Here is a 22,280-nt window from a genome sequence, read left to right as displayed (position 1 = left end):
ATTGCGATCGCGCAAGTTGATGCGACTGGGCTGGTTCTTGTCCGCTCGGAACTGCTGTCCTGCTGGCCCTACCGGTACGAGGAACTCGAAGTCGAACTGCACCGGGTCGGACTCCGGACGGAAGTGAGCACGTTCGATCTTGAGGCCGAGAACTACATGGTGGTCGCGAGCAAGGTATAGACACCGGGCTCTCAGTGTTATCGAGCGGCTGCGCGCCTGACTCATCCCCAAACGCCCGGACCGACACCGACCCTCGGGATAACGCCGTCGCGCACAGTGACCTGCGACGATCACCTCACCTTGGGGCTGGGGCCGCGCTCGGGAGGAGAACGCCTGAACGAACGGGAGTGCCCGTGGTTGTGGAGGATCCGGGAGCTATCCCGTGCGGCTACTGGGCGCTCGTGCCATCGCGCGCCTCAATCACCGCGGCCATGAATTCCTGGAAACGCGCGAACTGCTGCTGATCCATCTTCAGCGGCACCCCGTTGGCGATCCGGTCGTTGTACCTGGTGCCGATCGTAACCTTGAAGCCGTCACCGTGTGGTTTCGCGTCCACTCCGAGGAACGCCACGTGGTATCGCCTGGCATCCGTCAGACAATGGAAGATTTCGAAGGTCCTGCCATCTCGCACCAGGATGTACTCGCCGATCGCGAACTCCGCTGTCATAGCTTCCCGTTCATGCCGCTTGATGTGCCGGGCGTCAGGGTCATCCCGGGGCACACGTCATAAAGGGAGACTCCTCTCTATTACACCGCAGATAGCCGACGCCGACCGGCGTGGGGCTCTGTTTCCCCCGAAATCCGCCACTTCAGATGAGAGACCAAGGCAAGTGACCATCCCGGCCCCAACTGGCGAACCGCAGGTCAGCGACGGTGTTCCTCGACAGATCAGAAGAGAGGCCACAGTCAGCCCCATGAAGTGAGGTCGACGGCGTCGTCTGCGGCCGCCGCTTCGCGCCCGGCACCAGAGCACCGGCGCGGCGGCTGGTCCTTCGAGCCGGGTGGGTCCGGCGGCGTGAGCCGGACGTCGAGGTAGCGCTGAATCTGCAGGCCGCCGCCGCGGCGGGAGCGCGGGCCGGAGTCCTCGACCACGGTCATGATGGTGCCGATCAGCGCGGCGGCGGTCTTCCCCGTCAAGTCTGCGTGTTGAGCTTCTTGTTGCTCTCTCGACGACGCGTCGCGAGGTGGTCGTGCAGGGCCGCGTGACGGAACTGGTAGATCGGGCCCATAGTGCGCAGCAGGCCCAGCCGGTGGGCGTCGTCCAGGAAGGACATGAGCCGCCAGGGCAGCCGCCCGGCGGACGCCAGTCGGGCGGCCGCGATCACGAAGACGAACCAGGCATGATGTTTTCCGGACACGAGACCGAACGCGAGCCCAATCGCGGGCCCGACCGTGAGTCCGGCCGTGAGCGAGTCCGCGAACGATAGCGCGAGCCCGGTCACGAGACCGAACGCGGATACGCGAAGTAGCGTGATGGCTCTGTCGGCCTTCAAGGTGGATTGCGGCGTTCCGGCAGTGATGACGCTTGGTTGTTGCGCCCATGCGATGAGCCCGGTCACAAGCCCGCCCACGAGACCGAACACGAGCCCGCTCATGAGTGCTGGCTCAACTTCGATCAGGAGCCCGGTCCAGAGATCGTGCTTGGACCTGGACGTGAATTCCTTGATGAGCCTGCTCACGACCCCGGGCGCGAGTAAGAGCGCGAGTCCGAACACGAACCCGAACATGACCCCGGATACGAAGTTGTCCTTGGTTGACCGAAGAAGCCCGATCATTCGTCCTCGCAGGCGCAGATCGGCGTGACCGGGAGATTCCGCTGCCCATCTGCTGGCCCCGAGTCCGGCCGCCAACGCCCCTCCAAGCCAGAGCAGGAACCAGGTCTCAAGATCGATGTTCCCCCAGACCCCGGGTGTGATCACGAGTGCGAACACGAGCCCAATCGCGAGGCCGGCGATAGCTTGAAGACTGCGGGGAGCGATAGTGGTGCGGGCCAGGTGCCACCAGGTGATATCGCGGGTCTGGTCGGGGGGGAACAGACGAGCCAGCTCGGTCAGGTAGTGGCGGGCTCGGGCAGGGCTGTGAGAGCGGCGTGGCCGGAAGTGGTCGGCGGGGTCGGTGCTGGGCGGGCGAGTTTGGATCAGCGCGGGGATGACGTGGTCCAGCAGGTGAGTGCGCAGCGCGTCGGCGTCGGCGCCGAGCGGTCCGGTCAGGGGGATGGGGTCGGCTCCGGGGGCGATATAGACGGTGCGGATCAGCCATAGGCCGAGCGGGGTGGCGGCGAGCCGGGTCAGGCCGAGGGCGGTGCGGGAGCGTAGTGCGGCCAGGGTGTGGGTCCAGGCCTCGGACGGGGAGGCGGGCAGGCAGGCGGTCAGGTAGTCCGCGGCGACCTGCGCGGTGACAGGCTTGGGGACGATGACCGCGGCTGCGGTCAGCGGCCGGCCGGCGTCGTGGACGGCGGTGGTGAACTCGGTCCGGCGGCTGGTGAGGATGAGCTGGTCGCGGGCGGTCAGCGAGGCGTTGAGCGCGGCGAGCACCTGGGCGCGGGCGGGTGCGGGGATTTCGTCCAGGCCGTCCAGGACAGCCAGGATGTGGCCGCCTTCGGCCAGCGCGGCAGCGCCGCCGGCGCCGAGCTGCGGCGCGTCCAGCGCCGGGTAGTCGGTGGCCAGGCGGACGGCGAGCCAGTCCTGCAGCCGGGGATGAACGCCGGGATCCCAGCCGGAGACCGGCAGCAGCACCGGCACCGGCACGACATCCCCCTCGCCGGCACGGGCCTGATCGGCGGCGCGGGTGGACAACAGCTGCAGCAGCAGTTGGATCGCCAGGGTGGTCTTGCCCATGCCGGCGCCGCCGGCGATGACCAGCCGCCGCCGGGTCAGGGCGCGGAAGGCCTCCGCCAAAGCCGCCATGTCGTCGCTGCGGCCGGTCAGGGTGAGCTCGGCATCGCTCATGATCAGACGGGGCTGGCTCATCACTGTCTCGTCGGCGATGAGCTGCCAATACACCGGGATCGGTTCGGGATCGTCGAGCAGCCGGTTGCGGGCCTCGTCCTGCCATTGACGACGCACCAGATCGGCCAGCACATCGGCGGTTTGTGTCACATCGGCGAGATTGCCGGCGACGGTGTTGCGGCGCCTGGCCCACGTCACGACGGCGGCCGTGGCCACCGCTGCGGCGATCGCGACCGCAGCCAGGTCAGCCACGTTGACCTTGTCGGTCCGGTCCAGCGCGCGTCCCACCAACACCACCGTCGCGACCAGCGCAACGATGGCCAGCAGAGCGGCCGTATTCCACCAGCGGATGGGACGTCGACTCACATCGATATGATCGCCGCCGTCCAGCACCCACGGCATGCATCAGGGCCCGTCCCGGTGCCGAATCGTGACTATCGGCAGCCGGCCGCGGTCATCGCCGCGGCTCCACAGGAAGTTCAGCAGCAGGCAGATGTCCGTCGCATAGTTGCGTCGCGTCTCCCGCGTGCAGGATCGGAAGCCCTTCGCCCGTCCGTACGCAGACAAGCCTGGATCCACCCGATAGTCGGGGGACAAGAAGATCGGATCCCCTGCCCGCACGCCCACCTCACGCTCCCGAGCGGTCAGGTCCTCCCACCCCTCCAGAACCGACCGCCGAACACCGAAACGGGTCGCATCTCGGGGCACCCAAAACACCCGCCAAGCCGTCACATCAGCCCCTCTAGTGAACAGGAACAACACGCCTATCCAATAGGGAAGCGGTCTCGGCTTCTTCTGCGGTGCCGACCAGGCGGATCTTCATTGCTTGTCCCGGCTCGGGGTCAGATTTGGAACGGAATCCGGCGTTAACGCTATTCCCGCTGGCCAGCGGCCCCCTCGCTTGCCCATCCGAACGTGGTTAACGCCCGGATTCCGTTCCATTTCACAGCGCCCCGGACTCGAACGAGGTGGCTGGACTCGTGCCGCGGTGGCCCTGCCCTGCCTGGTGCAGTTCGCCGGCGGTCGCGCCGCTTGTCTGAGCGGGTCCGGTGCCGCGCCTGTCAAGGCGGGCATGGGGGATGTCGGTGTATTCGTCCCTCAGCGTGGGTAGTGCGGCAGCGGGAGTCGTACGTCGGCGACGCGGCCTGTGGCGCGCTTGGCGATGAGCGGAAGCGACAGGAGCTGAGCCGCGGTGTCCTGCAATTGCCGGCCGAGCGCCGTCTTGGGGATGATCCATCGGGTGGCGCGTCGTACCTTGTCCTGTTGGGCGGTGATGAAGGGCTTGAGCAGCGATTCGTAGGCTGGGAAGGCTCGGGTGTGATCGCCGTCCGCGGCGTGCAGTTCGCCGGCGAGCGCGTAGGCCTCGGCCATGCCGAACGCCGACCCTTGCCCCGACACCAGCGACGGGCACGCGACGGCGTCGCCCGCCAGGGCGACGCGGCTCTCGTGCCAGCGTGACATGCGGGTCTGGCAGACCAGGTCGAAGTATGGGTCGGGAACCCGGCTCAGCTCATCGAGGATCTTCGGGACTTGCCAGCCGGCGTCGGCGTAGGCGCGGCGTACCAGGGCTTTGTGCGTGGCGGCATCACGGGGGTTGAAGCGCGGAGGGGGAGAGGCAGCGAAGATCATGGAGAAGGCGGTCCGCCCGTCGTCCAGTCCGTGCACCCAGGTCTGCCTGCCGGGTTCGAGATGGCCGAGCACGGCGCCCTTCTCGCTGTGGGGGTAGTCGTCGAGGACGAATGCGGCGACGCAGAAGCCGAGAGGGCGGGTGAATTGCCGCTCGTCGCCGAACACCAGCTGCCGGGTCGTCGAGTGCAGCCCGTCGCAGCCGATGACCAGGTCGAAGCGGCGGCTCCCGGCGCGCTCGAAATCGACCTCCACGCCGTCCTCGTCTTGTCGCAGACGGGTCACGGTGTCGCCAAAGATGGTCTCCACCCCGTCGCCGAGCGCGGCGTAGATGACCTGGGACAGGTCGCTCCTGGCGATGGTCATGTACCGATCGGCTGAGGAGGCCAGCGTGCGGTTCATGTCGATGCGCTGCCTGACGCGGCCGTCCCGGTCGACCAGGAGGGTCTCATCCATCCGTACGGCCAAGCGGGACAGGTGCGGCACGAGTCCCATCCGCTGCGCGACGTCGAAGCCGGCGCCTGAGAAGTCCAGCAGGTATCCTCCGGTCCTCAAGGCTGGGGCGCGCTCGACGAGCGTGGGACGAAAGCCCCAGCGCGCCAGCCAGTAGGCGAGGGTCGGGCCGGCGACACCCGCACCGGACACCAGAATGCGCCTGTTCTTCATTGGTTCTCCTGTGGGTGTTGCACGATGGCGGCGATGAGGAAGGCGACGATCTGCTCGCGTGCGTGATCGGGGTGGGTCGAGGTGCCGCTCAGCTGCTCGCGCAGTGCCAGGGCCGAGGGGATGGACCAGCACACTTGCATCAGGATCACGGCGATCAGAGAGATGTCGAGGTCGGCTCGGACCGTGCCCTCCTCACGCGCAGCATCGAGGATGGCCGTGAGCCGGGCGAGATCGTCGGTGTCGAACCGGTGGATGATCTTTGCGTAGGTTTCCCAGCCCTCGGCCTGCTCCCAGCACAGCATGCGTGCCGTCTGGGGATCGGCCAGCATGTGATCGACCAGAGCGCCCAGCACTGATCGCAGGAGCGTGGCCAGTCGCTGCGGGTTCGCCGCGAGGCTGCGCAGGTCGCCGGGGGGCGGCAGGGCCTGGGCGATGAGCTCGGCCACCTCCCGGTCCATACGTTGCAAGACCTCGACATAGAGGCCGAGCTTGTCCTCGAAGTACCGGAAGATCAGTGCCTTGTTGCAACCCGACGCCTCCGCGATCATGTCGATGCGGGCACCGTCGAACCCGTGCTCGGCGAACGACCGCGCCGCCGCGCTCAGAATGGCCTGCCGTGTCGCCGCGGAGTCGCGAGGCCGTTTTGCTGTGATCATCTGACCCACCTCTAGGATGAAACTAACTAGTTACTTGCATCTTAGAGCGGAAGACTCTCCCGAGCAAGCGGGCGGTGGCCACCCGGCCAAGGTCTTGATCGACCGCTCGAGCGCGTGACCGTACCTTCGTGTGCTCAGTGGCGAGCGTGTGATGAGGTCGCCTGAAGTCGTGAGTGTCTGGTCGCCGATGGACCAACGTTCGCCCCTGGGCGGCAGCAGACCACGCTGCGCAATGGCGACCTTGGCGTTGAGGCCTACCTCAACTGGACGGTCCGGCCAGATAGCGCCGAAGATCCCAGCCATCCATCTGCGGAGGTGACAACCTGACCTCGCTCGCCGAGAAACTCAACCTGTCATAACGAACACCCGGACCGGCGTCGTAGCAACCCGACACCGGCCTTGCTGCCGAAACAGCCGCAGGCGTTGAGCTTGATCGCGGCGCTGACTGCGGATCACTGCGCCAAGATGAGATTCGGCCAGGATGCGGCCGTGCAAGTCGGCCGATCGCCAGGTTCTGAGAAATATTTGTGAGAGCATCGGAGGCGTGGCCGAGGCCCCGGAAGTCCGCGAACATATCGAATTTACCTCTCTGTCCGCTATCGGCGAGGAACACCCCCGTGACGCCGATGACATTGAACGTCACCCATGCCCGCGATGCGCCGTCGCTCCCGGTTCGCCGTGCCGATCACGTTCGGGCGCCGTGGCCGGCACCTACCACACCGGCCGCTTCACCAAAGTGCCCCGGCTGGCCAAGCTGCTGCGGGTGATAACCCCGGCCGACCGCAACCCGGGCCAGCCGTGGCGGCCCGGCACGCCGCCGCCCGCGCCCGTCGACGCCGACAGGCCGTCGGCCGACATCCGGATTGGCTACGCCCGCTGCTCCGCCCTCACCCAGGAACTGCAGTCGCAACTGGACGCACTGGCCGCGCACGGCATCGACCGGGAGAAGATCTTCGCCGAGAAGATCTCGACCAGGGTGAAGGTGCGCCCGCAGTTCGAGGCCGCGCTCGCTCTGGCGCGGCAGATCAAGGCGCACGCCCCGCACTGCCGGGTCATCTTGACGGTGTATGAGATGAAGCGGCTGGGTCGCGACGCCGCCGAACTCACCGCACTGGCCGACCACCTGACCGCGCACGGGCTGGTGCTGGAGATGCTCGCCGGACCCCTCGCAGGCATCTACGATCCGGCCGGACCCGGCCGGATGCTGTTCGCGTTCTTCGCCGCGATGGCCGAGACCGAACGCGAGGCCATCCGCGAGGCCACCCTGGAAGGCCTGGACGCCGCCGCCCGCCAGGGCAAGTACGGCGGCCGACCCGTGGTGATCACCGACGACATGCTGCACACCGTGCTACGCCGCAAAGCCGCCGGGGAACGCGTCGAAGACATCCGCAAGGACCTGATCATCCCCACCGGCAAGCGCAAGGGCCAGAATCCGTCCCTGGCCAGCATCTACCGCGCCCTGGCCGAGTATGAGAAGACGCAGGCCTACCCCGAGGCCGTCGAGCAGGCGCACGCCGACTTTGCCCTCCTGCAAGGTGACGACATCCCCTGGCCGCGCCTGGCCCGCATCCGACGCCCGGGCCAGGCGCTGACGGCTCAGGAGGCCGACCTTCGCCATCGCCTGCAGAGCCAGCCTCACCCGGACGCGGAGCTGCGATAGCGCACACGATCAACCCGGCGGCTGCCAGCTGATCACAGCCCGCACAAGACGCTCACCCCGCTACTCGTCCAGCGGGGCCAGCACGCGCTTTCTCCTCCACCCCTCACAGATGGCATCAACGCCGTGACCCTGGCCGGCACACCCGATGATGCAACCTCCTCGTCTCCCGCGGCAGGATGTTTGCCTCCTCCCGCCCCCGTCAATCCTCATCATCGGTGTCGTCGGCATCGGGGTCACGCAGAGCCCGCCGCCCGCCATTCAGCTGCGGCCGCTGAAACGAATACCTTCCATGCACATTAATGTGTCGTCTGATGAACGGACTGAGCCGGGCCACGTCGTCATCCAGCACCGGATAGCCCTGCGTGCGCAACTGACGCAGGGCATCGTCAATGTAGACGGTGTTCCACAGCACCAGGCAATTCAAAACAATGCCCAGAGCTCCTAACTGGTCCTCCATTCCCTCGTAATACCGCTGGAACACTTCGCTTTTGCGGCCGTGGAAGACCTTCTGCGCCAGATCGTGCCGGCCCTCCTGAAGGTTGCGGATGCCCTTGATGCCGCGCCGCATGCCCTCATCGTCGATCAGCGCCAGCACATGCAGACTCTTATAAATCCGCCCGTAGGTGTTGATCGCCTCGCCCATCGCAGTCGGCCGGCCGTCGCGCTGCAGCATCCGCACCACGTCGTAGGGGTTGACGGCGCTGGTGTAGATGGAGCCGACCAGGCGCAGGATGTCCGGCCACCACCGGGCGACCTTGCCCAGGTCCAGCCGTCCGCGAGCCAGTGCGTTCAGCGCCCCGTAGTCGGCATCGGCCTGCACCCGCCACAGCTTCTGGTCCGGCAGATCGGCCAGCGCAGGCCGATACTCCTTGTCCAGCAAATGCGCGAGCCCGAATACCAGATCGCTGTAAGATCCGGTATCGGTGACAATCACATCAGCCCTGCGACCCTCGCCCGAACCGAAGATGACATCCAACGCGTGCAGGCAATCCCGGTCGGTGCCGGACACAATTTTCGATGCGATACCGAACGCCTGATCATTTATCATATTCAACCAGGTAATTCCGCGCTTCGGACCGAAATATTTTTTATTCGGGCGGGCATATGCGGAGGGCACCGGAACGACGAAACGCATGCCGTCGATGGCCGCCACCAGGCCGCCGCCCAGCGCCTGGGCGAAACCGATCCCGGCCTGCTTGGCGATCAGGTGCGGATTGGCGGCGGCGTAGTTGTCGGCACGCAGATAGGTGTGATCGACGTACCCGAGTCGGTGCCGCTCCAGCGCGGGCACGCCCTTGATCGCAATCGGTCCGTAGGTGATGTTCAGCGCCTGCGCGGTCAGGCACGCCGCCACCGAGATGTCCAGGTTATCCAGGTGCGCTCCGGTGCCGGCGATCGAAGTGAAGGCCTCCATGAACTTCGGGCACCAGCCCAGCACCTCCACCACCGCCTCGGAGATGTCCACCCGCGGCATCATCGCCTCCACCTGCCTGCGCAGGTCGATCAGCGACGGCGGCTCCTCGATCGCCTTCACACTCGCCACATGGATCTTGCCGTCGTCGTCGATGGTGACGGAGGTATTGGCGGCCAGCCCGGCCCGCACCACCCGGTAGGCGCGATCCAGCCGTTCAGCGTGCTCGGCCAGCAGCTCCGCTGGATCTTCCGGCAGGCCCAGGTCGGTCAGCACGCTGTCCTTGACCGCCGCCCAGGCCGCGCCCTTCAGCAGCTGGGCGTCCGGGTCGCGCCACCGGCTGGAGGCGGGCGCGTGGATCTCGCGCCGCTTGAGATGGCGGTGGAACTGCTCCAGCACGCAGAACACGTACGCGTTGCGGTCGACCAGGTTGTCGGTGCGGACCGGATGACCGAACACCAGCCGCTTCCACGCTCCACTCACCACCAGCGGGTCGATCAGCCGCAGCGGCAGCACCGTGACCGGATGGTGGCGCGAGCGGTAGGCCAGCGCGTCCGGCAGGGCCTTCATCGCGGCCAGCACCCGCGCGCCCTCGGCGTTGGCCTCGAACGCGATCACCTGGGTCAGCAGCTTCACGAACCCCGACACGGTGGCGTACTTGCCTGCCATCTCCGCCCGCCAGCCGCCATCGTCCTCGGCGTCCGGCGGCGGCACCAGCCCGGTCACCGTGGCCACCGCCGAACGCAACTGGGCGCGGGGCACGACCGCGTCGATCATCTCCCACACCTCGAACAACCGCACGTCCTCGCTCCACCCCTCGGCCTCCAGCAGCACCTCCACCGCCTGGGCCAGCCAGGCTGAGGCCTTGGCCAGCCGGGGATGCTTGACGACCTTCTGCTTGTCAGCCTCCCGCTGCGCCTTGCCGAGCAGCTCGGTCACCATGAGCAGGTCCAGCAGCTCCAGCGTGTCGTCGATGGTCTTGGTCTCCAGCCGCTGCGCGGTGGCCAGCAGCGTGGCCAACCGCCGCGAGGCCGGGTGCTTCTTCAACTGGGAGGAGTGGGCGGTCAGGCCATAGCGTGCCAGCTCGTCCAGCCGCCGCTGCGGCACCGCGGCGTCCAGCTCCAGCCGGCCGAGCTCGGTGCCACCGATCTCGGCCACCAGATCCAGCGACTTGACGATCTGCGGCCCGGACGCCTTCGACGGGCCGGTCCGCCACCGTTCCAGGTCCGAGACCTTCTTCCCTGGCGGCACCTCCAGCAGCAGGTCCAGCACCGCCCGCTGCTGCCCGCTGAGCAGGGGTGCTGGGACTATCCGGCCGAAATTGAACGATAAGCCTCCACCGCAGGTCAGGCAGGCTTGCGAAGGATCGTGGGCGGATGGGGACGCCTACAATGCGCCACGCCTGTCCTGTCTGTAGGTCATCGGCCTGGAATCGACCGGTACGATCGGGAGAAGATCACGAGCTGTCGCGTGGACGTGGCACGAGGAGTCTGGTTGAGCGACAGCGGGGCCGTCGATGCTGAGGGCAAGGCCGGTGAGGCGGTTGCGCCGCCTCCGTACGAGCCGGTGCGAGTGGTGCCGACTCGGCCGGACGGCTGGCCTGACTGGCTCGGTCGCAGGCCGATCAGCTCGGCCGACCGGGACAGGATCCTGAAGGATCTGAGTGCCGATCAGGAAGCGTTGGACGCTTCCAAGCGGCAGGACGGCCTGCGTCTCGCACCGCTATTCTCGTCCGTGACGATCGAAGGATTCGGCGGGCAAGGTGATCTACGAAAAGTGGCCCGGCTGCGAGCCGCCATCAACGCGGCGTGCCGGGTCGCGGCAGGCGATCGGCGGACCAGTTATCACGCGACCGATGAGCGCATCACGATCGGGATCGCTGGGCCGGACGCGCGTGAGCGGATCGCGGTGCTGCGCCGGCAGCTCGCCAAGATCGGCGGTAGCCGCGGCTGGACGATCACCGAAGATCTGAACTGACCCAGCTCTGAGTGGAATTCCTGGGGGTCAGTACTGGCAGAGACGCTGCCCAGGGCCTCGTGCCGGAGGCGGAAGCCGACGCCACGCTTGCGCAGCCCGGCCACGATCGAGATGAAGTGTTGCAGGGAACGGCCCAGCCGATTCAGCGAGGGCGCTACGAGGGTGTCGCGGGGCCGCGGAACTCCACGGGTTTGCCCTGCCAGTTGCGCGCCGTCGCTCCGATGGTTTCGACAGCGTGAAATGGGACCGATTGTCAGTCCTCTTGGGACCATTTAGCGATCATTCAGCCATGATCTGAAGGCGAGTCGTAGTACCACTCCGAAGCGGTCGTGGCTCTGGGCGCGAGCACATGCGATTCCCAAGCACCCCATGCCCCATGACTTCTGACGGCGGTCCAAGCGTCAGCGGGTGTCCTCGCAGACCTTCCAGCCTCGCGCCGAAGGTGGACCTGCAACGGAACCATTTCGTACGGTAAGCGCAAGCCCTGTTTGGGGGAGAAGGGCAGGCGTCAGCTAGCGTTACCACCGTTGACGTCGAGTCCTGGGGGTGATGGTGATGGCGGCGGAGGAATCGAACTCCAGGGGCACGGCGGCGTCGCCGCGGCGCCGCCGTGACGCCGCAGCGACGCGGCAGGCGCTGCTGGAGGCGGCACGCCAGCGGTTCGCTCGTGACCGCTTCGAGGCGGTCAGTGTCAGGGACATCGCCGCGGAGGTCGGCGTCAACGTCGCCCTGGTGTACCGCTACTTCGGGTCGAAGGCAGGGTTATTCGCCACGGCGGCGGCGGACTCGGCGATGTTCGGGCAGTTGGACGTACCGGCCGAGGAACTGCCTGACCGGATGGCCGAGCTGCTGGCGTCCAGCGCGGCGCACTCGCCCGGCCTGGACGACCTGCTCACGGTCTGGCGGCTCATTGGGGAGACCTCCGATGAGGAGGGGCTGCCCGAGAAGGTGCGGGACTACGCCGAGAACAATGTCGTCGGGCCGTTCGCCACGGTCGCGACCGGCGACGACCCGCGGCTGCGCGCGGAGCTGGCCGCCGCGCTTCTCGCTGGGATCAGGGTGCTGCGGTGGGCGTCTCCCCAGGGACGGCTGGCCACCGCGCCGCCCGAGCAGGTGGTCGAGTACGTCCGCCAGGGAGTGCGGGCACTGCTGCACGGCAGTGCCGGGGAAGGCAGTAAGTAAACGCATTTACTTACTAAACGGGCTGACGCTATCGTGCGGATGTAAACGTGTTTACTTCGTATGGAGCCTGCCATGAAGACACAGCGCACGCACTACGTCACCGCCACCGACGGCGTCACCATCGGCGGAACCGTGCACGGCCAGGGACGGCCACTGGTGTTCCTGCACGGGGGCATCGGCGACAGCGACATCGACTGGAACCGGCTGCTGGAGCACCTGACCGGCCGGTTCACCTGCCATCTGCCGAGCATGCGCGGCCGTGGCCTCAGCGGCGACCACCCCGACCTCAGCCTAGGTCGACAGGTCGACGACGTCCTCGCCTACCTCGACAGCATCGGGGGGCCGACCGGACTGGTGGGCTGGTCCGCCGGCGCCAACCTGGCACTCGGCGCGGCAGCGCGGTCCGACGCGGTGGACGCGGTGGTCCTCGTGGAGCCTCCGATGCGGGGCCTGATGGACGAGCGGGAGCAAGCGGTTATCGGCGACGCCGTCGCCCGGATGGGAGAACTGGCCGCCGAAGGCGACTTGACGGCTGCGGTCCGCGCGTTCGCGGGCGGGCCCTTCAACGACGAGGAGATGGCTGTGGCCGAGGACGCCGGCTACTTCGAGGCCGCGGGCCGCTATGTCCCGCACCTGCTCAACATGCTCCAGCAAGTGGTGGCGTACGAAGGCCCCACCGCTGAGGATCCGGCCGTGCTCGGCGCGATCTCCGCTCCAGTGCTGGTGTTGCACGGATCCGACACCATGCCCTTCTACCACGCCAGCGCGCGGCACGTGGCCGACCACGTCCCCAACGCACGGGTGCGCGAGATCCCCGGCGCCGGGCACGCCGCCCCGCTCACCCATCCCGAGACACTCGCCAAGACGTTCGCCGAGTTCTTCGTAGCTGCGCGGCCGTCTGGGCTTGTTTCATAAGCGGGTTCCGTTGCAGGTCCACCCCCGACTCGGTCCAGCGGCAGGCCAAGGAAGACGGTGTCAGCGCGGGCCTGAGCGCGACGGATCTCGTCTTTCATCTCACGCATCTGATCGCGAAGCTCGCGCATGTTCCGCGTAGGGGTCCCGGTAGCAATGACGAAATTTTCACCGAAGTAGCGCCTGACCTGCGATAACGCAAGAGCCTGCGACTGGCGTCTCGGTTTGATCACGGTGTTGGATCATGGCCAAGAACAGTTCGCGGCACGGGTACCGGCCAGGGACTACGGCCGTAGCTTCGCATCGTCAGCTCCGACGCTCCGCTCGGTGATGCTGGTGTCGTGGTCGCGGAGCATGCGCATGACAGTGGCCGGGGAGGGGTGCTGGCCCCTCTTGGCGCCCTGGGTGATGACCAGGCGGGAGGCGATCTCGCGGAGGCTGAGGTCTTGGCCGCGCAGATGCACCGCCATGGACAGCATGGCCTCATCGGTGACGGTGGCGCCGCCGATGGCCTTGCCGTTCTTGCGGGCGGCCTCGTGGCCTTCCAGGTTGCGGTCGCGGATGTATTCGCGCTCCATCCCGGACAGGGCGGCCAGCACGGTGAACACCACGCCGGACGGATCGTGGCTGCCTTGCAGCTCGCCGGTGAGGAACTCCAGGCCGACGTCGCAGGCGCGCAGTTGTTCGGCGAGCTCGGCCAGCGCCAGACCGCGGCCGAGCCGCTTGTGCTCGTGGACGACCAGGGTGACCGCGACGCCGGAGGCGCGCATCTCCCGGGCCAGGGTGACGGTGTCAGTTTCATCGGTAAATGGATCTGGTGCATTTGCTGGGGAGCGGTCACGGTCGGTGATCTCGGCTCAGTTCAGCAGTGCCATCTTTCTGAGGAGGTCGTAGTTGGCGCGGCCGAACATGAGCCGTTTCAAGAATTTGATCTTGCATGCTTTGCCTTCGACAACGCCTGAGCTGTAAGGGAGCGTGAGTCCGTTCAGGACGGCGGCGTGGTCGCGTTCGAGGCCGTTGGCGAAGGAATGAAGATGGGGCAGGTCGTCAGCCCGGACGGCGTCGATCCAAGCGTCGAGGCGGTGGCCTTGGCGTTCGGTCATCATCTCCGCGAAGGTCTTGATGTGGCCGTGTAAGGCGCCGAGGTGCGGGCAGGCTGCCAGGACCTCTTTGAGTTTCAGCTGCTCATCCGGCCGAGGTTGTCGGGACGGCGGCGGATCCAGCTGGTGATGTGGCGGGCCTTGGGCGGCGCGGGGACGGCGGGCGTCGCGGCTGAGCCCTTGAAGGGCGCGAGGTAGGCGTAGACGGTGCCGTAGCTGCCGCGGAAGCCGAGCGCGGTGATCTCCCGGTGCAGCTGCTGGATGTTGGCGCACCCGGAATTCCAGCGTTCATGCAGGTGGGGCTTGTAATCGTCCAGCATGCTCGGCCATCCGGTCAGCGTGCCCGCCACCACCTAGGACGTTATCTAGGGTTGTCAAGCAAACTTGCTGGTCAGCCGCCTGGAGGTCTGTCAGGCACGTCAGGCAAGTAGACCCCAGCATGCCGAGCATGGTGGGGTCCGACGCGGAGGTATTCGAGCGCGTGGGGAGCGGTTGATCAGCGATGGGCGGTTGCGATGAGGCGTCGCAGTGCGGCGTGGGCGGATGGGCCCCAGGTGGGCTTGCCGTCCGCGGTGAGGGGTCTCGGGGCCATCCGGCCGGAGTTGAAACGCCAGGACGCTCTATAGCAGTAAACGCGATAGATCTGATCTCGCCTGCGGCACGTATTCCCGCAGGTGAGCATGTCCACCACCGCAGTAAATCCAGGGATTACTGCGGAGGAAGAGCCAACAGCACTCAAGGTTCTGAGCTGGGAAGGCGCTCGCTAGCGTTCAATTTCGGCCGGATGGCCCCAAGACCTCCGGTGAGGACGTTAGCCGCGGATGCAGGTCGCCGTGGAGCCATAGCGCCTGGGCCTGCCCAGTCGGGCGCGGCGGCGTCGTGCCAGACCGCGCGAACGGCGTCTGGGTCGGGGATGAGCCCCAGCTCCGTGGCCGAGGTGAGCTGCTTGGCGAACTGCTCAAAGCGGTCGGCCAGTGGCCCTCCGCGGCCAAAGCCGCTGGCGGGCGCCTCATCAGGGGTGGGTTGGCGAAGAGCCGTCAGGAAGCTGGCCAGGACGGGGGTCCGGGGGTCTCGGGTTGGGAACATTGATGGTCGGCGATACCGACTGGCCTCGCGCCCGAACGACCTGGATTGTCGGCGTACGGGATGTGCAGAGTCAGGTACAGGTAAACGTGCAGAGGTGAGCGGTGTGTCCGCTGCCGCAGTTGGGCGGTGTTGGTGAAGCCTGCCAGGTGATGTTGACCATCTTGGCGGGGGCGAGGCGATGGTGCTGGAGGCCGAGCAGTGGCTGGAGCTGCGCCGGTTCCGGGCGCTGCGGGAACCTGGGGCGTCGATCTCGGAGATCGCCCGAGAGACCGGGCTGAACTGGCGCACGGTGCGCAAATACCTGGAGCACGAGGGGCCGGTGGCACCACCGGTAGCCGCGGCGCGGCCGAGCCGGCGCAACCAGATGATCGACGCATACGCACCGGTGATCGATGCGTGGTTGCGCGCCGAGCTGCTGCTGAAGGGCACGGTCATCCATGAACGGCTGGTCGAGGAGTACGGCTTCACCGGCAACTACCAGCGGGTCAAGCTCTACCTGCAGCAGGCCCGGCCGCGTATCGCCGCGGAACTGGGCAACAGCCCGGACGAGCTGGCCCGGCTGCATCGCCGGTTCGAGGTGGTGCCAGGTGCTCAGGCTCAGGTCGACTGGGGCGATGAGGGCGCGATCCTGGCGCATGTCGGGATCGCCAAGGTCTATTCCTTCCACATGGTGCTGTCGTACTCGCGCGACCCGTTTTGCTGCTTCACCACCAGCCAGGACCTGGCGACCTTCTGGGCCTGCCACCGGCGGGCATTCGAGCACTTCGGCGGCATGCCCGGCGCGATCGTCTACGACCGCACCAAAACGGTAGTGCGCCGGCACGTGGCCCCGGGCAAGGCGGTGCCGCTGCATCCGGAGGCAGTGGCGTTCGCCGGTCATTACGATTTCGACATCGATGTGCTGGCCGCCTACCGGCCCATGGGCAAGGGCCGGGTGGAACGCCAGGTGTCCATCGTCCGCGACCACGTGCTGGCCGGCCGCTCGTTCGCCTCACTCGCCGATGAAGTAGATCGCCGCGCCGTACGACGGGTGCGTCCTGGCGGTGCCCGCGCAGGTCGCTTCGCCCGTTTCGGCGGGTGTCGTGTCCGTGATGAACCGACGGCCGGTGAGCCGTTCAGCTCCGTCAGGGTTCGGTGGCCCGGGTCAGGAGCGCCCATCGGCGTGAGCGGGGGCTCATGCGGGTGGGGTCGGCGCGTTAGCGATGGGCCGTAGTGCGGCGCAGGCGAACCGGGCGAGTCGTTCGGGCAGGTCGTGCGGGTCATGGTGACAGATGAACAGCCACGACATCACGGTGCCCCCGAACATCGCGTGGAACAGATCGACGTCGGGCAGGTGCGCCAGCTCACCGCGCTGCACCGCGCGCTCCAGCAGCTCGGCATTCCCGGCACGTTCCGGCTCCACGAAGGTCGTAGTGAACCGTGCGGCAAGTGCCGGATCGGCCGCGGCCTCGCTGAGCAGGCTCATCAGCGCGGTGGCGGCCCCCGGGGTGCTCAGATGGCCGACGATGACCCGCGCCAGTGCGGTCAGGTCACCCAGCAGCGATCCGGTGTCGGGCGGTACCTCCAGCGTCCTTCCGTGGATGATCGCGGCGAAGGCCATCTCGTGTTTGGTGGCGTACCGCCGGTAGATCGACGCCTTGCCGATTCCCGCACGCTCGGCCACCGCGGCCACCGTCATGCCCGCGTATCCGACCTCATCCAGCAGCTCGGTGACGGCCGCGGTGATGGCCGCATCTACTCGGGTGTCGCGTGGCCGTCCGGCCTGTTGCCTGCTGCGCTCCATTCCGCCATGATACGAGACCAGTGTTTCGAAACTATGGTCTCGAAAGTGGGCATTAGTGATCGAGGAATCGGTGGCGCTGCCACCTTCGGCCGGCACCCGGCGGCCAGTCCCGCGCTGGACCGTCGGGGTGGCGCACGCTGTGCCCCTGCTCGTGCTGCCGTCGAGCCTGTGGCGGATGGGCCTAGCCGTGGGGCTTCCGCTCGGCTACACCGAGCAGGGCCTGCGCGACCTGGTCGGCACGACCATGTGGGGGCCGCTGTACCTGGTGGCTCTCTCCGTGCTGACCGAGGTCGCGGCCCTGCTCACGCTCGGCCTGGTGCGCCCCTGGGGCGAGGTGGTGCCGCGCTGGATCCCGCTGCTCGGCGGCCATACGATCCCGCGTCCGGCCGTCACCGTGCCCGCCTGGCTCGGCGTCGCGGTTCTCGCCCTGCTGTGGACGCCGTTCCTGTTCTGGTGGACGCTGCCACACGTCGACATGACGGCGACCGGAAGGCTGCTCGTCGGGTTCGTCTACCTGCCACTAGTGGCGTGGGCACCGCTGCTCGCCGCCGTCACGCTGTCCTACCAACACCGCCGAAGCGTCTCATGACGCAACCGTCTGACTCGCCACGGTCAAGCTCCTCAAGCTTTGCACGTCTATTCGTACGCGGCTCTGCGCTGGAAGCCGTACGCCGACATGGATGACCTTCGGCATGGTCCCCCCGTCTAACCGAGCCGCATGGAGACATAGTCGGTGAACCCCGCGCGCCGGGCGAACTTGACGGGTCGTCGCTGGTACTCGGTGAACCCGAGCTTGGCATAGAGGCCGAGCGCCGGGGCGTTGGTGCTCTTGATATCGCGGAGCACGTATTCGTCGAAGTCGGGAAGGGCGAGGATGTGCTGCATGAGGGCAGTCGCCACCCCGCGCCCCTGGTAGGCGGGCGCAGTCGTGACGAAGCCGATCTCCGCCAGGCCGGCCCGCGCTTCGTCCGCCGCGCCGAGAAACTGGGAGCGCACGACGAGGTGGCTGATCGTGCCGTGAACTGTCCCCAGGTGGCGTCGGACCTCGGACCAGCGTGGGGCGAAGCACTCCTGCGTTCCCACGGTGACAGAGGCAATGGCCGCAGGCTCCCCCTCCACGAGGGCGACGTAGAACCGGTTTAGCAGGATCATGTGCTCGAACGCATTCGCGAGTTTCTGCGGATCGGAGGAGAAGAACGCGAAGTCTTCGGCAAAGCCGCAGACTAGCACCTCGGTGATCCGCCGTCGATAGTCCTCGCCCAACTCATCGCCGCGCTTGATCTCGATCATTCGGACATTCCTTCCGTGAGTAACCTCAGCACAATGTCGACGTCGGGGACGGCGAGCTCGGCACCGAGGGCGAGCCGCATCGTCGTAAGACCGCCGAGGGTGGCGAAGTAGCACGCCGTGATCTCTGCCGGATCGCCGCTGCCGAACTCGCCGGCGGCCTGGCCGCGCCGCACGAGCTCCTCGAAGGCGTGCCACATCGAGCGGTGTGCCCCAACGATCCGGTCGACCGTGCCGGGGGGTGTGTCGGTGGTGACCCCATGGTTGACGACGACGACGAACTCGGCAGCGCCATTGTCAGCCGTGACGCCGGCCAGAAAACGAGTGGTGAATGCGCGAACCAGGGCGGACGGCCGCCCTGGTCCTGAAATGTCGGCCGCGAGCGTGACGAGGCCGGCGACGGCCTGGTCGAGCAGATCAAAGTAAAGGTCGTCCTTCGTGGCGTAGTGACGGTAGATCGACCCGATACTCACGTCCGCTTCGAGCGCGATGTCACGGATGGTCGACGCCGCAAACCCTCGGCGGGCGAACACCCGAACGGCGGCCGTCTGGATGACCTCGCGCGTTGCCGCTCGCAGCGCCGCATTCTGTTCGGCAGTGCGCGGCATGGACCCCTCCAAGATGAAATGAACTTTTGTTCATCCTATCAAGGGGATCCTGCCTGACTGACCACAGCATGATCACGTTCCCCATGGGCGATGGATCAGGGCGTTCATGGGGAACGTGGTCATAACGGGTTGAGGCATGGCAGTGCGGCCGACGATCTCGCGGAAGGCCGGTATGCCGGCGTTGATGCTGGTGAACCGATGGGGCCGCTCATCCAACTGGGCAAGCTTGTCCTCGACAGCGGCGAGAGGAGCGCTCAACAGGTAGCGAATCTGGTCGTCAGGCCAGGAGCCCAAGGGTTTCGAGCGTTTCACAGGCCGTCAGATGCCGCTCAGGGTCGGTTTCGGGGGTTGAGGAACATCTCTGCGAAATCGTGCGCTAAGCGTTCAAGGGCGCCTGTACCGGTTTGACCTGGGGCTATTTACCGCTGGAACCTTCGTGGGTCGTTTTGTCGATCTTCGGAGGGTGTTGTGGCAGTCGAGTTCCTGACCGATGAGCAGGCGGCTGGGTACGGGGCGTTCGGCGGGGCGCCGTCGCGTGCGGAGTTGGAGCGGTACTTCTTCCTGGACGACGCGGACCGGGAGCTGATCCAGGACAAACGCCGGGATCACAATCGGCTGGGGTTCGCGGTCCAGTTGACCAGCGTGCGGTTCTTGGGCCGGTTCATGCCCGACCCACGGCAGGTGCCGGCGGAGGTGGCCGAGTACCTGGCCGAGCAGCTGGACATCGCCGACGCTTCGTGCCTGAAGCTGTACGGGGAGCGCGACGGCACAGCCCGCACGCATGCCGGGGAGATCCAGCAGGTGGAGGGGTGGCGGGACTTCGCTGAGGTCGCCGAGGACCTGCGGGAGTGGGTGGACGCGCGGGCGTGGACGACCGGGGACGGGCGCAAGGCGCTGTTCGACGCGGCGGCCGGGTGGCTGCGGGAACGGCGGGTGCTGCTGCCGGGGGCCACGACGCTGGAACGGCTGGTCGGCTCGGTGCGGGAGGTGGCCAACCAGCGGTTGTGGGACAGCCTGTACGGGTTGCTGAGCATCGGGCAGCGGGCGGTGCTGGACTCGCTGCTTCAGGTACCGCCGGGCGCGCGGGTGTCGGAGCTTGACCGGTTGCGGCATGGGCCGGTGCGAGTGTCGGGCCCGCAGATGACCAGAGCGCTGGAGCGGGCCGCCGAGATCGCCTCGCTGGGGATGGGCGAGCTGGATGTGTCGGCGGTGCCGCCGCGGCGGCTGGCGGAGTTGTCGCGGTATGGGATCGACGGCAAGGCCTCGCTGCTGCGCCGGCACAGCGATCCGCGCCGGTTGGCCACGCTGCTGGCCACCGCGGTGCACCTGACCACTCGGGCGGTCGATGACGCCCTGGACCTGCTGGACGTGCTGATCGCGACCAAGCTGCTGGCGCGCGCCGAGCGGGAGACGGCGCGGGAGAAGATGAAGACGCTGCCGCGGGTGGAGCGCGCCTCGGCCAAGCTGGCGGCCGCGGTCCAGGTGCTGATCGAGTCGACCACCGAGCAGGTCGACACCGGCACCGGCGAGGTCTTCCCGCCCGAGGCCGACAGCGTGGAGGCGGTGTGGCAGCGGATCGAGGCGGTGGTGCCGCGCCGGGAGTTGGCCGCGGCGCTGGCGGCGATCGGCGAACTGGCGCCGCCGCTGGATTCCGACGCCGATGAAGCATGGCGCGCCCAGCTGGTCACCCGGTTCCCCACCGTACGGCCGTTCCTGGAACGCCTCACCACCGTGGTGGACTTCGGCGCCACGCCCGAAGGACTGCCGGTGCTCAAGGCATTGCGGTTGCTGCCGGGTCTGTCGGGCCGTAAGAAGGTCGCCCCCAGCGAGATCAACACCGGGCTGCTCGTCGGCTCCTGGAGGCGGCTGGTGTTGGCGGCCCCACACGCTGAGCCGGGCACGGTGGACTGGAAAGCCTACACCTTCTGCGTGCTGGAGCACTTCCACCGGATGCTGCGCCGCCGCGAGATCTTCGCCCGCAACTCCTCCAGATGGGGCGACCCGCGCGCCAAGCTGCTGGCCGACCATGCCTGGGAGCTGGCCCGGCCCAAGGCGCTAGCCAGCTTGAATCTGCCCGGCCGGGCCAAGGAACACCTGAAGGCGCGCGCCGAGCTGCTGCACGACACCTACCACGAAGTCGCGGGCCGGCTGCCCGGCAATGCTCAGGTGGTGTTCGGCGACGACGGCCGGTTGCACCTGGCCGCGCTGGAGCCCCAGCCCGAACCCGCCTCGCTGACCGAGCTGCGGTCGGCGGTGAACGCGCTGCTGCCCAGGGTGGACCTGCCCGAGGTACTGCTGGAGGTGTTCGCCTGGACCGGCGCCGACACCGCGTTCACCTCCATCACCGGCGGCGAGGCCAGGTTGGGCGACCTGCACGTCACCATCGCCGCACTGCTGGTCGCCCACGGCTGCAACATCGGCTACACCCCGGTCATCGGCTCGGCCGAGGCCCTGACCCGCGACCGGCTGTCGCATGTGGACCAGACCTACCTGCGGCTGGCCACCTACCGAGCCGCCAACGCTACCCTGATCGCCAAGCAGCAGACCATCGCCCTGGCCAGCACGTGGGGCGGCGGCCTGGTTGCCTCGATCGACGGGATGCGGGTCGTCGTTCCCGTGCCGTCGGTGTACGCCCGGCCCAACCCCAAGTACTTCGGCCGCCGCGGCGGCGCGACCTGGCTCTGCCCCAGTAAACGACCATGCCGCCGGGCTCGGCGGCAAGATCGTGGCCGGGACGCCGCGCGACTCGCTGCACGTGCTGGACGTGCTGTACGACCGCGACGGCGGCCGCCGCCCCGAGATGATCGTGACCGATACCGCCGCCTACAGCGACATCGTGTTCGGGCTGCTCACCCTGGCCGGGTACGCCTACGCCCCGCAGTTGGCCGACCTTCCCGACCAGAAGATGTGGCGGATCGACGCCCGTGCCGACTACGGCCCGTTCACCGACGCCGCCCGCGGCCGCGTCGACCCGGCCCGCATCGATCGGCATTGGGAGGACATCCTGCGGATCATCGGGTCGATTCACACCGGCGCAGTGCGCGCCTACGACGTGATCCGGATGCTGTCGCGCGACGGCCGCCTGACCCCGCTCGGCGATGCCATCGCCCACTACGGCCGCATCTCCAAGACCCTGCACATCCTGCGGATGGCCGACGAACCCGGCTACCGCCATCAGATCAAGGCTCAGGCCAACCTGCAAGAAGGCCGCCACGCCCTGGCCCGCAAGGTCTTCCACGGCCGCAACGGGCAGCTCTACCAGAACTACCACGAGGGCATGGAAGACCCGTTGACCGAAATACCGCAGGGTTCCCCCTGGTCAACGAGTAGGTCGACGGACAGTGACCATGGGCTCCTGTCGAGGTTCTGTCGGGCTTC

The 22,280-nt window shown here is 67.5% G+C and carries 21 protein-coding genes and 2 pseudogenes; 9 read left to right on the top strand and 14 right to left on the bottom strand.

The window, feature by feature from the left end; genetic code table 11:
- The coding region (locus tag ACIBX3_RS60440; RefSeq protein ID WP_397129886.1) for a hypothetical protein at positions 1-180 on the top strand (180 nt) is incomplete at its 5' end.
- 208 nt (positions 181-388) lie between these two features.
- On the opposite strand, the gene ACIBX3_RS60435 is transcribed toward ACIBX3_RS60440, so the two are convergent.
- From ACIBX3_RS60435 to ACIBX3_RS60415, 5 genes are all read right to left on the bottom strand, one after another.
- Complete coding sequence (locus tag ACIBX3_RS60435; RefSeq protein ID WP_327583461.1) at positions 389-667, bottom strand: hypothetical protein; 279 nt, start codon at positions 665-667, stop codon at positions 389-391.
- A gap of 239 nt (positions 668-906) precedes the next feature.
- Entirely contained in the window at positions 907-1,137 is a 231-nt protein-coding gene (locus tag ACIBX3_RS60430) for a hypothetical protein (RefSeq protein ID WP_397129885.1), read from the bottom strand.
- Positions 1,134-3,350 carry a hypothetical protein gene (locus tag ACIBX3_RS60425; protein WP_397129884.1) on the bottom strand — a complete coding sequence of 739 codons (2,217 nt, stop codon included), beginning with the start codon at positions 3,348-3,350 and terminating at the stop codon, positions 1,134-1,136. The genes ACIBX3_RS60430 and ACIBX3_RS60425 overlap by 4 nt, the downstream gene beginning before the upstream one ends.
- A 696-nt stretch (positions 3,351-4,046) precedes the next feature.
- Positions 4,047-5,240 (bottom strand): FAD-dependent monooxygenase, encoded by a 1,194-nt coding sequence (locus ACIBX3_RS60420; protein ID WP_397129883.1) that lies wholly within the window; start codon positions 5,238-5,240, stop codon positions 4,047-4,049.
- On the bottom strand, positions 5,237-5,896 hold the full coding sequence (locus tag ACIBX3_RS60415; RefSeq protein WP_397129882.1) for a TetR/AcrR family transcriptional regulator: 660 nt from the start codon (positions 5,894-5,896) through the stop codon (positions 5,237-5,239). Before ACIBX3_RS60415 ends, ACIBX3_RS60420 begins: the two co-directional genes overlap by 4 nt.
- 544 nt (positions 5,897-6,440) lie before the next feature.
- Between ACIBX3_RS60415 and ACIBX3_RS60410 the strand changes: the two genes are divergently transcribed.
- Positions 6,441-7,556 (top strand): recombinase family protein, encoded by a 1,116-nt coding sequence (locus tag ACIBX3_RS60410; protein WP_397129881.1) that lies wholly within the window; start codon positions 6,441-6,443, stop codon positions 7,554-7,556.
- 199 nt (positions 7,557-7,755) lie between these two features.
- On the opposite strand, the gene ACIBX3_RS60405 is transcribed toward ACIBX3_RS60410, so the two are convergent.
- Positions 7,756-10,263 (bottom strand): Tn3 family transposase, encoded by a 2,508-nt coding sequence (locus tag ACIBX3_RS60405; RefSeq protein WP_397129889.1) that lies wholly within the window; start codon positions 10,261-10,263, stop codon positions 7,756-7,758.
- Between the two features lie 198 nt (positions 10,264-10,461).
- Here ACIBX3_RS60405 and ACIBX3_RS60400 point away from each other — a divergent pair, with 198 nt between their 5' ends.
- Positions 10,462-10,944 (top strand): hypothetical protein, encoded by a 483-nt coding sequence (locus ACIBX3_RS60400; protein WP_397129891.1) that lies wholly within the window; start codon positions 10,462-10,464, stop codon positions 10,942-10,944.
- Positions 10,945-11,009: 65 nt separating this feature from the next.
- Here the strand turns inward: ACIBX3_RS60400 and ACIBX3_RS60395 are convergent.
- Positions 11,010-11,216, bottom strand: a pseudogene (locus tag ACIBX3_RS60395) (recombinase family protein); the annotation flags it as partial.
- 283 nt (positions 11,217-11,499) lie between these two features.
- On the opposite strand from ACIBX3_RS60395, the gene ACIBX3_RS60390 reads away from it, so the two are divergent.
- Positions 11,500-12,126: a helix-turn-helix domain-containing protein gene (locus tag ACIBX3_RS60390; protein WP_397129880.1), complete on the top strand. Its 627-nt coding sequence runs from the start codon at positions 11,500-11,502 to the stop codon at positions 12,124-12,126.
- A 72-nt stretch (positions 12,127-12,198) separates the two neighbouring features.
- Positions 12,199-13,041, top strand: coding sequence for an alpha/beta fold hydrolase (locus tag ACIBX3_RS60385; protein ID WP_397129879.1), 843 nt, complete (start codon positions 12,199-12,201; stop codon positions 13,039-13,041).
- A gap of 281 nt (positions 13,042-13,322) precedes the next feature.
- Here the strand turns inward: ACIBX3_RS60385 and ACIBX3_RS60380 are convergent, their stop codons facing one another.
- The 3 genes from ACIBX3_RS60380 to ACIBX3_RS60370 form a co-directional block, all read right to left on the bottom strand.
- A complete protein-coding gene (locus tag ACIBX3_RS60380; RefSeq protein ID WP_397129878.1) occupies positions 13,323-13,808 on the bottom strand; it encodes a recombinase family protein in 486 nt (161 codons plus the stop codon).
- Between the two features lie 87 nt (positions 13,809-13,895).
- Positions 13,896-14,201 (bottom strand): transposase, encoded by a 306-nt coding sequence (locus tag ACIBX3_RS60375; protein WP_397129888.1) that lies wholly within the window; start codon positions 14,199-14,201, stop codon positions 13,896-13,898.
- Positions 14,202-14,215: 14 nt separating this feature from the next.
- Positions 14,216-14,488 (bottom strand): hypothetical protein, encoded by a 273-nt coding sequence (locus ACIBX3_RS60370; protein ID WP_397129890.1) that lies wholly within the window; start codon positions 14,486-14,488, stop codon positions 14,216-14,218.
- A 914-nt stretch (positions 14,489-15,402) separates the two neighbouring features.
- Here ACIBX3_RS60370 and istA point away from each other — a divergent pair.
- Positions 15,403-16,437, top strand: coding sequence for an IS21 family transposase (istA, locus tag ACIBX3_RS60365; protein WP_397129877.1), 1,035 nt, complete (start codon positions 15,403-15,405; stop codon positions 16,435-16,437).
- Here istA and ACIBX3_RS60360 read toward each other — a convergent pair.
- A complete protein-coding gene (locus ACIBX3_RS60360) occupies positions 16,399-17,007 on the bottom strand; it encodes a TetR/AcrR family transcriptional regulator (protein WP_397129876.1) in 609 nt (202 codons plus the stop codon). The genes istA and ACIBX3_RS60360 overlap by 39 nt on opposite strands.
- Positions 17,008-17,062: 55 nt before the next feature.
- Between ACIBX3_RS60360 and ACIBX3_RS60355 the strand changes: the two genes are divergently transcribed.
- Positions 17,063-17,596 (top strand): hypothetical protein, encoded by a 534-nt coding sequence (locus tag ACIBX3_RS60355; protein ID WP_397129875.1) that lies wholly within the window; start codon positions 17,063-17,065, stop codon positions 17,594-17,596.
- A 116-nt stretch (positions 17,597-17,712) separates the two neighbouring features.
- On the opposite strand, the gene ACIBX3_RS60350 is transcribed toward ACIBX3_RS60355, so the two are convergent.
- From ACIBX3_RS60350 to ACIBX3_RS60340, 3 genes are all read right to left on the bottom strand, one after another.
- Complete coding sequence (locus ACIBX3_RS60350) at positions 17,713-18,297, bottom strand: GNAT family N-acetyltransferase (RefSeq protein ID WP_397129874.1); 585 nt, start codon at positions 18,295-18,297, stop codon at positions 17,713-17,715.
- Positions 18,294-18,902: a TetR/AcrR family transcriptional regulator gene (locus ACIBX3_RS60345; RefSeq protein ID WP_397129873.1), complete on the bottom strand. Its 609-nt coding sequence runs from the start codon at positions 18,900-18,902 to the stop codon at positions 18,294-18,296. The genes ACIBX3_RS60350 and ACIBX3_RS60345 overlap by 4 nt, the downstream gene beginning before the upstream one ends.
- Positions 18,903-18,974: 72 nt before the next feature.
- Positions 18,975-19,214 (bottom strand): hypothetical protein, encoded by a 240-nt coding sequence (locus ACIBX3_RS60340; protein ID WP_397129872.1) that lies wholly within the window; start codon positions 19,212-19,214, stop codon positions 18,975-18,977.
- Between the two features lie 156 nt (positions 19,215-19,370).
- Here ACIBX3_RS60340 and ACIBX3_RS60335 point away from each other — a divergent pair.
- Together ACIBX3_RS60335 and ACIBX3_RS60330 are read left to right on the top strand one after the other, a co-directional pair.
- Positions 19,371-21,572, top strand: a pseudogene (locus ACIBX3_RS60335) (Tn3 family transposase); the annotation flags it as partial.
- Positions 21,573-21,627: 55 nt separating this feature from the next.
- A partial coding sequence (locus ACIBX3_RS60330) for a Tn3 family transposase (RefSeq protein ID WP_397129887.1) occupies positions 21,628-22,280 on the top strand: 653 nt, incomplete at its 3' end.

It is taken from the genome of Nonomuraea sp. NPDC049480 (assembly GCF_044465905.1).
Classification (GTDB): domain Bacteria; phylum Actinomycetota; class Actinomycetes; order Streptosporangiales; family Streptosporangiaceae; genus Nonomuraea.
Note: the sequence above shows the minus strand (reverse complement) of the source record. Positions and strands in the feature narration are given on the sequence as shown.

What these genes read in the sequence shown, in the direction of transcription:
- ACIBX3_RS60425 (WP_397129884.1), bottom strand. Translation starts at nt 3,350, where the DNA reads ATGCCGTGGGTGCTGGACGGCGGCGATCATATCGATGTGAGTCGACGT.
- ACIBX3_RS60345 (WP_397129873.1), bottom strand. Translation starts at nt 18,902, where the DNA reads ATGCCGCGCACTGCCGAACAGAATGCGGCGCTGCGAGCGGCAACGCGC.
- ACIBX3_RS60420 (WP_397129883.1), bottom strand. Translation starts at nt 5,240, where the DNA reads ATGAAGAACAGGCGCATTCTGGTGTCCGGTGCGGGTGTCGCCGGCCCG.
- ACIBX3_RS60350 (WP_397129874.1), bottom strand. Translation starts at nt 18,297, where the DNA reads ATGATCGAGATCAAGCGCGGCGATGAGTTGGGCGAGGACTATCGACGG.
- ACIBX3_RS60435 (WP_327583461.1), bottom strand. Translation starts at nt 667, where the DNA reads ATGACAGCGGAGTTCGCGATCGGCGAGTACATCCTGGTGCGAGATGGC.
- ACIBX3_RS60415 (WP_397129882.1), bottom strand. Translation starts at nt 5,896, where the DNA reads ATGATCACAGCAAAACGGCCTCGCGACTCCGCGGCGACACGGCAGGCC.
- ACIBX3_RS60360 (WP_397129876.1), bottom strand. Translation starts at nt 17,007, where the DNA reads ATGGAGCGCAGCAGGCAACAGGCCGGACGGCCACGCGACACCCGAGTA.
- ACIBX3_RS60385 (WP_397129879.1), top strand. Translation starts at nt 12,199, where the DNA reads ATGAAGACACAGCGCACGCACTACGTCACCGCCACCGACGGCGTCACC.
- ACIBX3_RS60390 (WP_397129880.1), top strand. Translation starts at nt 11,500, where the DNA reads ATGGCGGCGGAGGAATCGAACTCCAGGGGCACGGCGGCGTCGCCGCGG.
- ACIBX3_RS60380 (WP_397129878.1), bottom strand. Translation starts at nt 13,808, where the DNA reads ATGCGCGCCTCCGGCGTCGCGGTCACCCTGGTCGTCCACGAGCACAAG.
- istA (WP_397129877.1), top strand. Translation starts at nt 15,403, where the DNA reads ATGGTGCTGGAGGCCGAGCAGTGGCTGGAGCTGCGCCGGTTCCGGGCG.